General features: G+C 71.9%; 11 protein-coding genes. 1 reads left to right on the top strand and 10 read right to left on the bottom strand.

What is annotated here, in order from left to right; all coding sequences use genetic code 11:
* The first annotated feature begins 13 nt into the window (after positions 1 to 13).
* Positions 14 to 1,522, top strand: a complete 1,509-nt coding sequence (locus ACFY1L_RS15225) for a M81 family metallopeptidase (RefSeq protein WP_388823396.1) — start codon at positions 14 to 16, stop codon at positions 1,520 to 1,522.
* On the opposite strand, the gene ACFY1L_RS15220 is transcribed toward ACFY1L_RS15225, so the two are convergent.
* From ACFY1L_RS15220 to ACFY1L_RS15175, 10 genes are all read right to left on the bottom strand, one after another.
* Positions 1,503 to 2,114, bottom strand: a complete 612-nt coding sequence (locus tag ACFY1L_RS15220; protein WP_361260875.1) for an ATP/GTP-binding protein — start codon at positions 2,112 to 2,114, stop codon at positions 1,503 to 1,505. The two genes, ACFY1L_RS15225 and ACFY1L_RS15220, sit on opposite strands and share 20 nt — an antisense overlap.
* Positions 2,101 to 2,457: a DUF742 domain-containing protein gene (locus ACFY1L_RS15215; RefSeq protein WP_388823394.1), complete on the bottom strand. Its 357-nt coding sequence runs from the start codon at positions 2,455 to 2,457 to the stop codon at positions 2,101 to 2,103. The genes ACFY1L_RS15220 and ACFY1L_RS15215 overlap by 14 nt, the downstream gene beginning before the upstream one ends.
* Position 2,458: 1 nt before the next feature.
* Positions 2,459 to 2,890, bottom strand: coding sequence for a roadblock/LC7 domain-containing protein (locus ACFY1L_RS15210; RefSeq protein ID WP_361260879.1), 432 nt, complete (start codon positions 2,888 to 2,890; stop codon positions 2,459 to 2,461).
* A 14-nt stretch (positions 2,891 to 2,904) separates the two neighbouring features.
* Complete coding sequence (locus ACFY1L_RS15205; protein WP_388823392.1) at positions 2,905 to 5,247, bottom strand: nitrate- and nitrite sensing domain-containing protein; 2,343 nt, start codon at positions 5,245 to 5,247, stop codon at positions 2,905 to 2,907.
* Positions 5,248 to 5,398: 151 nt separating this feature from the next.
* The gene (locus ACFY1L_RS15200; protein WP_388823390.1) at positions 5,399 to 6,409 is read right to left on the bottom strand and encodes a substrate-binding domain-containing protein; all 1,011 of its coding nucleotides are present in this window, start codon (positions 6,407 to 6,409) and stop codon (positions 5,399 to 5,401) included.
* A 210-nt stretch (positions 6,410 to 6,619) separates the two neighbouring features.
* Positions 6,620 to 7,435, bottom strand: a complete 816-nt coding sequence (locus tag ACFY1L_RS15195) for an SAM-dependent methyltransferase (protein WP_388823388.1) — start codon at positions 7,433 to 7,435, stop codon at positions 6,620 to 6,622.
* Between the two features lie 385 nt (positions 7,436 to 7,820).
* Positions 7,821 to 8,822: an Lrp/AsnC family transcriptional regulator gene (locus ACFY1L_RS15190; protein WP_388823386.1), complete on the bottom strand. Its 1,002-nt coding sequence runs from the start codon at positions 8,820 to 8,822 to the stop codon at positions 7,821 to 7,823.
* Positions 8,823 to 8,951: 129 nt separating this feature from the next.
* Positions 8,952 to 10,352 (bottom strand): aldehyde dehydrogenase family protein, encoded by a 1,401-nt coding sequence (locus tag ACFY1L_RS15185; RefSeq protein ID WP_388823384.1) that lies wholly within the window; start codon positions 10,350 to 10,352, stop codon positions 8,952 to 8,954.
* A gap of 14 nt (positions 10,353 to 10,366) precedes the next feature.
* Positions 10,367 to 11,467 carry a phenazine antibiotic biosynthesis protein gene (locus ACFY1L_RS15180; protein WP_388823382.1) on the bottom strand — a complete coding sequence of 367 codons (1,101 nt, stop codon included), beginning with the start codon at positions 11,465 to 11,467 and terminating at the stop codon, positions 10,367 to 10,369.
* A gap of 49 nt (positions 11,468 to 11,516) precedes the next feature.
* Positions 11,517 to 12,539: an MDR family NADP-dependent oxidoreductase gene (locus ACFY1L_RS15175; protein ID WP_388823380.1), complete on the bottom strand. Its 1,023-nt coding sequence runs from the start codon at positions 12,537 to 12,539 to the stop codon at positions 11,517 to 11,519.
* Positions 12,540 to 12,887 lie beyond the last annotated feature (348 nt).

The raw sequence follows: 12,887 nt of genomic DNA, 5'->3' as shown, positions 1-12,887 counted from the left end.
CTCCGGAGCAGCCATGTCGCCACAGCGCCCCGTCATCGCCGTCGCCGGACTCGGCATCGAGTCCTCGACCTTCTCCCCGGCCCGTACCGAGGCCCCCGCCTTCCACCCCCTGCGCGGCGCCGACGTCCTCACCCGCTACCCGTTCCTCGCCCCGGACGCCCCGCTGCGTGCCGCCGCCGACTGGCGCGGCGCCCTGGTCGGCAAGGCACAGCCCGGCGGCATCGTGACGGCGGCCGCGTACGCCGACCTGTCGGGTGAACTCATCGACCGGCTACGGGAGCTGGGGCCCGTCGACGGTCTCTGGTACGACATCCACGGCGCGATGACCGTCGAGGGCCTCGACGACGCGGAGGTCCAACTCCTGGACCGCATCCGGGAGGTCGTCGGCCCGGACGTCCTCGTGTCGACCTCCATGGACCTGCACGGCAACGTCTCCCGCGAACTGGTCCACCGGAGCGACCTGATCACCTGTTACCGCATGGCCCCGCACGAGGACGCGATGGACACCAAGGAGCGGGCCGCCCGCAACCTCGTCGGCCTCCTGGCGAGCGGGGCGCCGCGCCCGGTCAAGGCCTGGATCCCGGTGCCGGTGCTGCTGGCCGGGGAGCAGACCTCGACCCGTATCGAACCCGCGAAGAGCGTGTACGCGGCGGTCGAGGACGTGGAGGCGCTCCCCGCGGTGACCGACGCCGCGATCTGGGTCGGCTACGCGTGGGCGGACGAACCCCGCAACCGGGCCGCGGTCGTGGTCACGGGGGACTCGCCGGACGTCGTGAAGTCGGGCGCCGAGCACCTCGCCCGTGGCTTCTGGGCGGCCCGGCACGACTTCGACTTCGTCGCACCGACCGGGACCCTCGACGAGTGTCTCGACGAGGCGCTGGCCTCCACCGCCCGCCCCTACGTCATCAGCGACACCGGCGACAACCCCACCGCGGGCGGCGCGGGCGACGTCACCTGGAGCCTCCGACACATCCTGGCCCGCCCGGAGTTCGCCGACCCCTCGGGGCCGACCGTCCTCTACGCCTCCCTGCCGGGGCCGGACGCCGTCGAGATCGCCGAGAAGGCCGGCGTCGGTGCGACGGTCACCGTCACGGCCGGTGCGGAGGTCGACGACCGGGACGCCGGTCCGCTCACCATGACCGGCGTGGTCCACGCGATCCGGCACGGCGACGTCGACGCCGAGCTCGAAGTGGTGCTGCGGGTGGGGAGCGTGCACGTGATCCTGACCCGGCTGCGCAAGCCGTACCACCTCGAACGCGACTTCACCGACCTGGAGTTGGACCCGCGCACGGCGGACATCGTGGTCGTCAAGATCGGCTATCTCGAGCCCGAGCTCTTCGCCCTGCACGCCGACTGGAAGATGGCCCTCACCCCGGGCGGGGTCGACCAGGACCTGGCGCGCCTGGGCCATCACCGCATCCGTCGCCCCATGTTCCCCTTCGACCGGGACATGCCGGAGCCCGATCTCACGGCCCGGGTCGTCCCGCCCTCGAACGAGCCGCTCAGCGGCCCGGACGAGTGAGCCGCCCGTTCCCGTTCGACTGCACCGCCGAAGCGATCAACTGGTCGATCAGGGCGATCAGTACGGCCTTGCACGACTCGCGCTCACGGGCGTCGCACAGCAGCACCTTCACGTCGTCCGGGAGGGCCAGCGCCTCGCGGATCTCGGCGGGCGGATAGGGGTGCTCGCCGTAGAAGCCGTTGACGCCCACGACGAAGGGAATGTTCCGGCGTTCGAAGAAGTCGATCGCGGCGAAGCTGGACTCCGGGCGGCGCACGTCCAGCAGGACGACCGCGCCCAGGGCACCGAGGGCGAGGTCGTTCCACATGAACCAGAACCGCTGCTGGCCCGGGGTGCCGAAGAGGTAGAGGATCAGTTCGCGGCTGATGGTGATGCGGCCGAAGTCCAGGGCCACGGTGGTGGCGTGCTTCTCCTCGATGCCGTCGAGGTCGTCGACGCCGAGGCCCGCGGCGGTCAGCGGTTCCTCGGTGCGCAGCGGCACGATCTCGCTGACCGAGCCGACCATGGTGGTCTTGCCGACGCCGAAGCCGCCGGCGATCAGGATCTTCACCGTGTCGGGTGCCGACCGGGTGATGGTGTCAGAGGCGGCCAAGACCGTCCCTCACTTTCTGCAGCAGGTCCAGGTCCGGGGTCCGGGAGACCGGGTGCGGCGGACGGGCGGTGATGCGGCCCGCCTCCAGCAGGTCGCAGAGCATGATCACCACCACGCTCACCGGAAGGTCGAGCAGCGCGGACAGCTCCGCGACGGCGATCGGCTCGACGCAGCTGCGCAGGATGCGCTGGTGTTCGGGCTGCGGCCGGGTGGCCCAGGTCGGCGGCGGGTCCACCGCGGTCACCGTCGTGATGAGCGTGAAGTCGGCGCGGCTGGGCCGGGTCCGTCCGCCGGTCAGCGCGAACAGCCGGACCAGACGGCCGTCCGTGTCGCCTCCGCCCACCTCACGCGCCGGAGTCGACAGTGGGGCCGATGCCTGCCCGCGGTGCCGCGCTGAGGTGCTCGCCGATCTTCTTCACCAGCATGTTCATCTGGTACGCCACCACGCCGACGTCGGCTCCCGCGTTGGTGAGGACGACCAGATGGGCGCCCGGACCGGCTGAGGTCAGTATCAGGAAGCTGTTGGCCATCTCGATCAGCGCCTGGCGCACCGGGCCGCCGCGGAAGTCCATGCTGACGCCCTTGCTCAGGCTCATCAGACCGGACGCGGTCGCCGCGAGGCGTTCGGCGTCGTCGCGCAGGAACCCGGTGGACTTGCTGACGACCAGTCCGTCCTCGGAGAGCACGACGGCGTGGTTCACCTCCGCGACCCGCTCCACGAGTCCGGTCAGCAGCTGGTCCAGCTGGGTGTGGGTGGCGGGGATGGGGCGTGTCATGACGGTGTCCTTCGTCAGCGGTCGGCGGGCGGAGTCGAGGGGACGGTGGTGCCTTCGGCGGGGAGGTGCTCGTCCGGTTCCCGAGATACGGCTGCTTCCTCCTGGTCGTACTGCGTTTCTGCCTCGTCGTCACGCGCCCGGAGCGTGCCGCGCTGGAAACACGCGAGCGAGGAGGCGGCCTGCTCCGCCGTGAACTCCTCGGCGTGACCGTTGTGTTCACCGCTCGGCGCGTCCTCGCGCAGCTCGGCGGCCAGGCTGGTCTGGGGGACGCGGCGGGGGAGGGGCGTGAGACCTTCGCGCCGGGCGGCGGGCTCCGGTGCGGGTGCGGGTGCGGTGCGTGCCGGGGCGGCGGGGCGGGGCTCCCGTACGGGCTCCGCGGGCTCTTCCGCGGCGGCCGGCTCCTCCTCGGCAGCGGAGTCGGAGGGGACCGGTGCCTCCCGTACGACGATCTCGTGCGGGAGGAGCACGATCGCCGTCGTGCCGCCGTACGGCGACGGGCGCAGCGTGACCGCGATGCCGTGCCGGGTGGCGAGGCGGGCGATCACGAACATGCCGAGCCGGAGGTCGCCGGCCAGCGCCACCACGTCGAACTGCGGCTCCACCGCCAACTGCTCGTTGAAGGAGGCGTAGTCCTCCTCGGACAGGCCGAGCCCGCGGTCCTCGACCTCCACGACGAGGCCCTTGGCGACCATCGCGGCCCGCACCCCGACCGGGGCCGGCGCCGGCGAGTACGCGGTCGCGTTGTCGATGAGTTCGGCCAGCAGGTGGATCACGTCGGCCACCGCGGGCGGCGCCAGGTACACGTCCTCGTCGGTGTGCACGTCCACCCGCTGGTACTCGGCGACCTCGCCGACGGCGCTGCGCAGGATGTCGATCAGCGCGACCGGCTCCCGCCAGCTGCGCCGGGGCTGCTCGCCGCTGATGATGACCAGGTTCTCCTCGTAGCGGCGCAACTGGCTGGCCGTGGAGTCCAGTTCGTACAGGCCCTTGAGGACGTCCGGGTCGGAGTGCTCGCGCTCCAGCGCGTCCAGCTTGGTGAGCTGCAGGTTGACCAGGTTCTGGCTCTGCCGGGCGATGCCGAGGATGACCTTCTGGAAGCCGCGCCGGGTGTCGGCGAGTTCGACCGCGGTGTGCACGGCCGTGCGCTGCGCCTTGTTGAACGCGCGCGCCACCTGGCCGAGTTCGTCACGGCCGTAGTCCAGCGGCGGGGTCGCCTCGTCCGCGTCGACCGTCTCGCCCCGGTCGAGCCGGGCCACGACCTCGGGCAGCCGCTCCTCGGCCAGGCTCAGGGTGGCCTCCCTCAGGCCGCGCAGGCGCCGGGACAGGGAGCGGGTGATCCGCCAGGACATGCCCACGCACAGCAGCAGCGCGATCAGCCCGCCCGCGCTCAGCGAGGCGGCGGTGAGCAGCGTGCTGTCGGCCTTGTCGGCGCTGCGGTCCAGCAGGCCGGTCGTCTGGTCCTCGATCAGCTCCGTGTACCGGTCGCCGACCGTGTTCAGCGCGGCCGTCCACTGCTTCTGCATGGCGGGCAGCGGGATCTTCCCGTCGGCGGCGGAGGCGCGGGCCGCGAGCACCCTGTCCTCGACGTCCTGGAGGGTCTGCCACTCGGAGCTCTGCAGGATCCGCTCGGTCTGCGTCTTCGCGCTGCCCTGCAGCGAGGGGACGATCTGGTCCTCGACCAGCCAGCGCCGCGTGTTGACCAGCTGCGCGAAGTCGGCCCACGTCTTCGCGCCCAGATGCCCGGACGGCCAGGCCAGGGTGAGCCGGGCGTCCTCCTGCGAGACCAGCTCCGCCGCGTGCTCCAGCGCGACCAGCGGGCCGGCCTGCGAGGTGAGGTCGCCGTCGTCGACCTGGGAGAGCTCCTGGAAGGCGTGGATCTGGTCGTCGATGATCGAGCTGTACTGGTCCAGCGCCTGCGCGGCGGTGATGTCGGTCGGGTCGTCGACCTGGCTGCGGTAGTACTCGAGGCTGCTCACCGAGCCGAGCACCGAGTACAGCCGGTCCGAGATGCGCGAGGGTGCCTTGTTGATCGCGTCGGTCTGGCCGACCAGCTTGGATACCGCCCGGTCCGTCTTCTTCCGCTGCGCGTCCAGCGCGTCCCGCGAGCCGTGCGGATCGGCCAGCCAGGCCGCCGACAGGCTGCGCTCCCGCTGCAGCGCGAGGGTCGCGTCCGTGCCCATGGCACCCGTCGACCGGCTCAGTTCGGTCTGCCCGCGCAGTCGCAGTCCCTCGGTGAACATCTGCGTCGTCGTCACGCCCCACATGGCGGCGAGGGTGACGCTGGGCACCAGGGCCAGCAGGATCAGGGAGAGACGTATGGAGCCGAGACGGCGCCGGGCACCTGTCCGTGGAGACATCGTCGTCCTAGGCGGTCAGCGGAGCGGAGGGGGAACACGGGGGGTGGCCGTGGGCGGGGAGAGATGGGGTGCACAGGATGCTATCCGTACAAGTGACCGCACGTGCCACGGGTCTGCGAATCTTTCGAGACATTGACGTACGAAGTGTCGTTCAGCGCGTCCCGCGCGCCGCGAACTTCGCGACCGTGGCCACGTTGGTCCTGGTCACGAACGCCGGGCCGGTGAGGACGGGGGAGACACCGCCGCCGCTGATGTTGCCGTTGGTCCGGTACAGCCACAGTGCGTCGATCGCGAGATAGCCCTGCAGATACGGCTGCTGGTCCACCGCGAACTGCACGCCGCCGTCCTTGATCGCCTTCACCAGGTCCTGGTTGAGGTCGAAGGTGGCCACGTGGGCCCTGCTGCCCGACTGCTTCACCGACTTGACCGCGGTCAGCGCGAACTGGGCGCCCAGGGTGACCACTTCGTCGATCGTCGGGTCCTGCCGCAGCCGGGCCGTGAGCACGGCGGCGGTCGCGTCCGCGTCGTTGCCCTCCACGTAGACGATCTCGGTCCGGCCGCCGAAGGTCCTCTTCACGCCGGCACAGCGGGCCTCCAGGGCGACGTTGCCGCGCTCGTGGATGACGCACAGGGCGTGCTTGGCCCTGAGGTCGTCCAGCTTGTCGCCCACCGCCTGGCCGGCGACGCTCTCGTCCTGGCCGAAGTACTCCAGGATTCCGGCGGACTGCCAGTCGGCGATGCCGGAGTTGAGGCCGACCACCGGGATGCCCGCCGCCTTCGCCGCGGCCACCGGGGCCTTCATCGCCTGCGGTTTCGCCAGGGTCACCGCGATGCCGTCGACCTTGTCGCGGACCGCGTCGCGCACCAGCTCGGCCTGTCCCGCCGAGTCGGGGTCGTTGGTGTAGGTGAGGTCGATGCCGTCCTTGGCTGCGGCTGCCTCGGCGCCCTTCTTCACCAGGTTCCAGAAGGTGTCGCCGTTGTCGGCGTGCGTGACCAGGGTGACCTTGAACCGGCCGTTTCCGGCCTTGCCGAGGGGGTCCGCACCGGAGGCGGACGTGCCGCCGGAGGCGGAGCAGCCGGCCGCGAGCAGGCAGCCGGCGACGGCCAGGGCGGCGACCGCCCGGGATCTGCGGGGGACGGCGGGCGGGGGAGGAGTGTTCATGAGGGGAGCGGCACCTCGCTGTGCGGCCGAGCTGGAGGAACGGCGAGAGGGAGCCCCCGGACGACGTCCGACGTGTCGTACGCCGTGCGGGTGACTCTCGCTGGCCGGAGCCAATCGCGTGTGACCGCCGGTAGTCAAGTGATCAGCAACATTGAGTGAGTTCTCGCTGCCGCATCGTGATGATGCCTTTCCTGCCGGCAGGGGGTGTGTCTACGGCTTTCGGGCCACCGCCCCGTACATCGCGATGTCCTCGTCGCGGACCGTCCCGGCGTCCGCGCCGTCCGGACGCCACTTGTGGACCTGGACGATGCCCGGCTCGACGAGGTCGAGGCCCTGGAAGAACTCCTGGGCCTCGGCGAAGGTGCGCAGCCGCATCGGCATGTCGCGGGCCGCGTACTCGCGGGCGACCCGGCCGACCTCCTCGGGCGCGAACTCGGCCGTACCGATGGACATGGCAAGGTAGCTGCCCGACGGCAGCGGTTCGAGGAGCCGGCGGACGATGCCGACGGCGTCGTGCTCGTCCAGCAGAAAGTGGACGATCGCGATGACGGTCAGGGCGACGGGCTCGCCCAGGTCCAGGGTGTCGCGGAAGGCGGGGCTGTCGAGGACGGCCTGCGGATCGCGCATGTCCGCCTCGACGTACGAAGTCCGGCCCTCCGGCGTGCTGTTCAGCAGGGCCTGGGAGAGCGCGAGGACGAGCGGGTCGTTGTCGACGTACACGACCCGGGACGCGGGGGCCGCCGACTGGGCGATCTCGTGGATGTTGGGCGAGGTCGGTATGCCGCTGCCGATGTCGAGGAACTGCCGTATCCCCGCCTCCTCGGCGAGCCAGCGCACCGCGCGGTTCATCCAGTCGCGGTTGGCCCGCATGTGGATGGGCAGGGCGGGCCACTCGCGGCACATGGCGTCGCCCGCCTCCTGGTCGGCGGGGTAGTAGTCCTTGCCGCCCAGGATGTAGTCGTAGATCCGCGCGGCGTGCGCGGTCCCGGTGTCGATGCCGGTCGGCCGGGCACTGTCCTCGGGCACGTGGCCCCTCCCGTCACGTCGTCGCTCTCCCGGAAGCCTCGACAACCACCTTCGCCAACTCACGGCCCCCGCAAACCACTTGAGCACCAAGGCGCCGGAGTCACACGAGTCACCGGCTCACCCGCGGCGGGATGTCAGCCCGCGTGTGTGATCGCGCCGGCGGGCTTTCTTGTGCGCAGCACGGGCGTGTTCCCGGGGCGGATGGCCTTGAGCGCGGCGTTGCAACTGCTTGGGCGACAGTGGCGGTCACTCGCTCGCTCGCGGCTGTCCCGTGAGTGTGATCGTGCCGATGGGTTTCATTGTCTGCAGCGCGGGCGTGTTCCCGGGGCGGATGGCCTTGAGCGCGGCGTTGCAACTGCTTGGGCGACGGCGACGACGGCGGCGGTCACCGGCTCACTCGCGGCGGCCCCGCGGGTGTGAGGGTGCCCACCGCCTTCAGGGTGCGCAGTACCGGGGCGGTCTCCAGGGTGCGGATGGCCTTGACCGAGCCGAGGCCGTGGGTGAGGTAGTGGTAGAGGGCCGTGGTGTCGCGGCACAGGGCGTGGGCGACCAGGTTGGTGGGGCCGGTGGTGTGGGCCACGAAGGCGAGTTCGTCGTGGCCGGCCAGTGTGGTGGCGACCTCGTCGAGGTGGGCCGGGGCGACCGCCATCCACAGCAGGGTCTTGGCGCTGCCGCCCAGCAGGCCCGGGTCGAGCTCGATGTCGAAGAAGATCGCCCCGCAGGCGCGCAGATGGTCCAGACGGCGCGAGACCGTCGCCGGCGACCAGCCCGTGCCGGCGGCGAGTTCACCGACGGCGGCCCGCCCGTCCCGCCGCAGCGCGTCCATCAGGGCGTGGTCGGCGGGCGTCAGCTGCACCTGCGTGTCCTGCCCCGGCCCGCCGTACCCGTAGGACCTCGGTGCACCCAGCATCCGTTGCTGCCGCGCGGTCAGTGCGTTGGCGCTCATCCGCCACGGGGTGCGCCAGCCCAGGTAGGTGTGCAGCAGATGGTGCGCGGAGACGGCGGTGAGGCCGACGCTGGGCGGCAGTTCGTGCAGCAGCAGCGAGTGGCCGTGCGCCATGCCCAGCGGGGTCTCCAGCACGGCGACGATCTCGGTGCCGCCGCCGGTCAGGTACACCCACGAGGTGTCCGGGCGGCGCACCAGGGCGTGCGCGAGGTCGAGCGCGGTCTCGGGCGCCGCGGTCAGCCGCAGCAGCCACTGCTCGTGCCCCGTGAGCTGCGGGTCGGGCAGCCCCACCACGCGCAGTGCCGCCTGCTCGCGCAGCCGTTCGTAGCGGCGGGAGACCGTCTGCGGGGACACCGCCAGCACGGCGCCCAGCTGGGTGAAGGAGGCGCGTCCGTCGATGTGCAGGGCGTGGATCAGGGCGCGGTCGATGTCGTCGAGCATGCGCACACCATCCTTCGGGCGCCCTGCCGGCAGGGCGCGGACACGGCCGCCGACGGGAAGGACCCTCCCGCAGGATCTCCCCGTCGGCGGGGGCGGTGGGCAATCACCGCCGCGGACAACGGCAGTCGGTCAGTCCCTGATCACCGACTTGCAGCGCATCAGGAACTCGGCGAGGTACCCGTCGTGCGGCAGCCCCGGCTCCATCCGGTACGTCGGCACGTCCCCCACGTACACATTGCCGATGGACGGCTCCTGCACGAGCTCGGCCACCAGCCGGTCGTCGCTCGTGATCGCCGTGAGGACAAGGCTGTTGCGGAGAGGTCCGAGACCGGCCTCGCGGCTCCAGGGGGCCACCCACACACAGGGGAACGGCAGTTCAGCGGCAGCCTGCGGCGCGTCCGGGCTCCCCAGCTGGTGGACCGCGGCACGCAGTACGGCGCTGCCGTCACCCAGGTCGCCGAGGATGCCGTCGCCACCGAGCCACGCCCGGGTGCCGGCCGCCCGGTGCAGCAGATGCGCCTCGAGCGCCTTCGCGGTGGCGAGCGGCTGGACGGGGAAGACCGCCGCAGGATCCTCCGGAGGCAGGCTCGGCACCGCCGCCAGCCGCTCGGCGAGCGCGGCGCACAGCGGAGCCGGATCGCCCTCCACGAAGACGGCCGTCGTGTTGACGCAGCCCGTGCCGCCGTGACCGCTCACCGAGTCGGCGATCGTGTCGAGGTGCTCGCGCCAGTCGACCTCCCGGGTCAGCAGGATCTTCGACCGGCCCGGCCCCTGCGGCAGCACCGACGGGTCCCCGGCGTACTTGCGCACCACGTCCTCGCCGCCGTACACCAGCCCGAGATCCGCGCCCCGCAGCAGCGCGTCCGCGGTGGCGTGGTCGGTGGGCAGCAGCGCCACCCGGTCGTCGCCGAAGCCCGCCGTCCGCAGCGCGGTGACCAGGCGGTGCGGGGTGAACGGCTCGCGCCGGGACGGCCGTACGGCGACGCGGTAGCCCAGCGCGAGCGCCTCCGGCCACAGGCTGTGCGGGCCGGGGTGGTTGCCTGCGGCGTGCACCGCGAACACGTCCCCGCGCCGCACCCACACCGCGCGCCCGGCACGGGTCAGCGGATCGTCCCACCGGCCGACCGCGCCGACCGGCCGTGCGTTGTCCACGCTGTGGTGGACCTTCCGCAGCCGCGCCGCGATCGCCGCGACGGTGGCGCGTACGACGGAGATCGGCGTCCCCCCGACCCGGCTGACCCGGTACGTGTACTCCTCGGCCGTCAGCCCGTTCAGGGTGGCCGTGGCGAAGAGCTCGGCGGCCCGGCCGATCATGCCGGTCCGCGCGTCGGGCCCGGGCGGGTCGGCACGGTGCAGCGCCTTCAGCGTACGGTCCACGAACAGCGGTGGTACGAGGCTCAGTTCGGCGCTCTCCCGGCCCGCGACGTCGGTCACGGTGAGGCGACCGCGGGCACGGTACGGCCCCCGGGCGCCCAGCGCGTCGAGCGCGACCACGTCCGTGTGCGTCGCTGCCTCGTGTGTCTCTGCCATGTCCGGCCCCGTCATCAGTACACGCCCTCGATCACTGCCTCGTTCTCGAAGGTCGCCACCGGGGCGATGTCCGCCACCGCGTCCCCGGCCTGACCGTCGAGCGGCTCGATCCGGGTCGCCACGTCCCGCTCCAGGTTGTTGGGGAGGAAGAACGACTTGCTGACGTGGTGCACCAGCACCCGCCCGCGCTCGCCGTACGCCACCCGCCGCAGCGTCTCGGGATCGACCACGGAGAAGGTGACGTACGGGCTGTGCGGGTCGAAGACGCAGCCGGCGTCGTCGGGCAGGCCGGGACGCTCGCCGGCGAAGCCGAGGATCATCGTGCTGCCGTAGTTCCCGCACAGCACGGTGTCCGGGAAGACCTCCGTCTTGTACAGGTACCGGGAGTCGGGGTCGAGTTGCGTGCCGCCCCAGCGGATCGCCCGTACCTTCTCGCCCACGAGTGCCGCCAGGTCGTCGCGCCGGGCGATGCGTTCGAGCAGCGGGGGAGTGATCGTCAGGACGCCGATGTCCTGGGTGCGCAGCACGAACGCGGCCTGGTCGACGAGGTGTTCGGCGTACGCGTCGGCGTCGGCGCCGCGGCCGGCGGCGATCAGCTTCTTCACCCAGCGCGGGTCCAGGTCGACGGTGAAGCCGTGCCGCCCGTGCGTGGCCGCGGACCGGCGGAAGTACTCGCCCACGATGTGCGGGCCGGTCGGCACCAGGCCGAGCCAGTCGGCGCCGCGCACGAAGCCGTGGGCGTCGAGGTTGCGGTTGCTCCAGTGGAGCATCCGCTCCAGCCAGTCCCGCAGCAGCACGACCCGCTTCGGGGCGCCGGTGGTCCCGCCGCTCTCGAACACCCCGACCACGTCCGGGGATTGGCCGTACCCGCGCGGTATGAGGTCCCGCACCGGCACGTCCCGCAGCTCGGCCGTCACATTGGGGAAGAGCGTCAGGTCGTCGTGCGTCCTGATGTCGGTCAGCGGATCGAAGGGCAGGCTCTTCGCCCGCTCCAGCCAGAACGGCGACCCCGTCCCGGGGCCGAAGTGCCACTCCATGGCGGCACGGATCAACTCGTCCGGCTCGGGCCGGACATCGAGGGGAAGATCGAGGATCTCGGTGGCAGCTCGCGACACTGGGACTCCTGAACTCGGTGGGCGGATACGGCGGTTGGGCCCTGGGGAGCTACAGCTCGACGACGACGGCACCGATGTGCCGTCCCTCGATCACCTCCAGCAGGGTGCGGGGTGCGTTCTCGATGCCCTTCACGCGTACGTGCGGGAAGATGATCTCGCCCGCCCTCAGCCAGGCACCGAACCGCTCGGTCCACTCGTCCTTGTCGGCGAAGTCGTCCGAGCTGAAGCCGCGCATCTCGATCCGCTTGTGGATCAGTGGCAGCGAGTCCAGCTCCACCGGCGCCGACGTCCCGGTGCCCTCCTCGGCCAACTGCCCGGACAGCGCGCCGATCAGCACGAACCGGGCGCCGGGCCGGGCCGCGTCCACCGCCGCGCGCAGCTGCTCGCCGCCGACGTTGTCGAAGTAGACGTCGATGCCGTCGGGCGCCGCCTTCGCCAGCTGCTCGGCGAGCGGGGACTCGCCGCGGACCACCACGTCGTCGTAGCCGAGTTCGGCGCGCAGCCGCTCGGCCTTCTCCCGGGAGCCGGCGCTGGCGATGACCCGCCCGGCCCCCAGCCGCCGCGCGATCAGCCCGGCCATCGAGCCGATCCCGCTGCCGCCGGCGGACACGAACACCGTGTCCCCGGGCCGGAGTTCGACCCCGCGGGTGAGCGCCGCGTACGCCGTCCAGCCCTGTTGCAGATGGGCGGCCGGGTCCGGCAGCACCGTACGGTCGATCGGGCTGCACTCGGCGGCCGGGACGACGGCGTACTCGCGCCAGCCCTGCCAGTGCTGCACCAGGTCGCCGGGCATGAGATCGCTGTCCTCGGGGGCCTCGACGACCTCGCCGATCGCGGCCCCGACCAGGGTGTCGCCGGGGTTCAGCACCGGGAACGGGGTGTCCCGGGTCGCCCCCGCGATGAGGATGCGCAGGGTGGCGAAGACATGGAAGAAGAGGTTGCGCACCAGCACCTCGCCCTCTCCGGGCGGTACGACGGGTGTCTCCACGACGCCGAAGTGCTCCGGCCGGGGCAGCCCGGTCGGCTTGGCGAGCAGGCGGACTTCTCTCTGGGTGGCGGGCAGGACTGCCATGCACGCTCCTGAACAGGATGAACGTAAGGGAGTGAACCCCCGGAACACAGGGGGTGACCGGAGGACTCCAGCGTGAAGTGATCACGGCCGTCCGCTCCAGTCGCGGCGGTGGACTGGAGCATTTCTTCCATCCGGGGCGTCCCGGTGAAGGAACCTGACACGGCGCGTGGGGCGGGACGCCCGGCCTGTGGTTTCGGCGGGGACGTACGCGCGCCGGGGGTGGTGTGGGAAATCGACACCGCGGAGGCGGCCGGTGGAAGGAATCCGCCATCTCCCCGCTGTGGCTGGAGGACCCTCTTCCGCCGCCTCCACGCTGAGTCGTGGTCGGCCGGGGTGCCCCGCCGGAAG

It is taken from the genome of Streptomyces sp. NPDC001663 (assembly GCF_042893105.1).
Taxonomy (GTDB): Bacteria; Actinomycetota; Actinomycetes; order Streptomycetales; family Streptomycetaceae; genus Streptomyces.
Note: the sequence above shows the minus strand (reverse complement) of the source record. Positions and strands in the feature narration are given on the sequence as shown.

Bases quoted from the DNA above. Each gene is read 5' to 3' on its own strand.
- ACFY1L_RS15225 (WP_388823396.1), top strand. From the start codon at position 14: ATGTCGCCACAGCGCCCCGTCATCGCCGTCGCCGGACTCGGCATCGAG.
- ACFY1L_RS15210 (WP_361260879.1), bottom strand. From the start codon at position 2,890: ATGACACGCCCCATCCCCGCCACCCACACCCAGCTGGACCAGCTGCTG.
- ACFY1L_RS15205 (WP_388823392.1), bottom strand. From the start codon at position 5,247: ATGTCTCCACGGACAGGTGCCCGGCGCCGTCTCGGCTCCATACGTCTC.
- ACFY1L_RS15200 (WP_388823390.1), bottom strand. From the start codon at position 6,409: ATGAACACTCCTCCCCCGCCCGCCGTCCCCCGCAGATCCCGGGCGGTC.
- ACFY1L_RS15190 (WP_388823386.1), bottom strand. From the start codon at position 8,822: ATGCTCGACGACATCGACCGCGCCCTGATCCACGCCCTGCACATCGAC.
- ACFY1L_RS15185 (WP_388823384.1), bottom strand. From the start codon at position 10,352: ATGGCAGAGACACACGAGGCAGCGACGCACACGGACGTGGTCGCGCTC.
- ACFY1L_RS15175 (WP_388823380.1), bottom strand. From the start codon at position 12,539: ATGGCAGTCCTGCCCGCCACCCAGAGAGAAGTCCGCCTGCTCGCCAAG.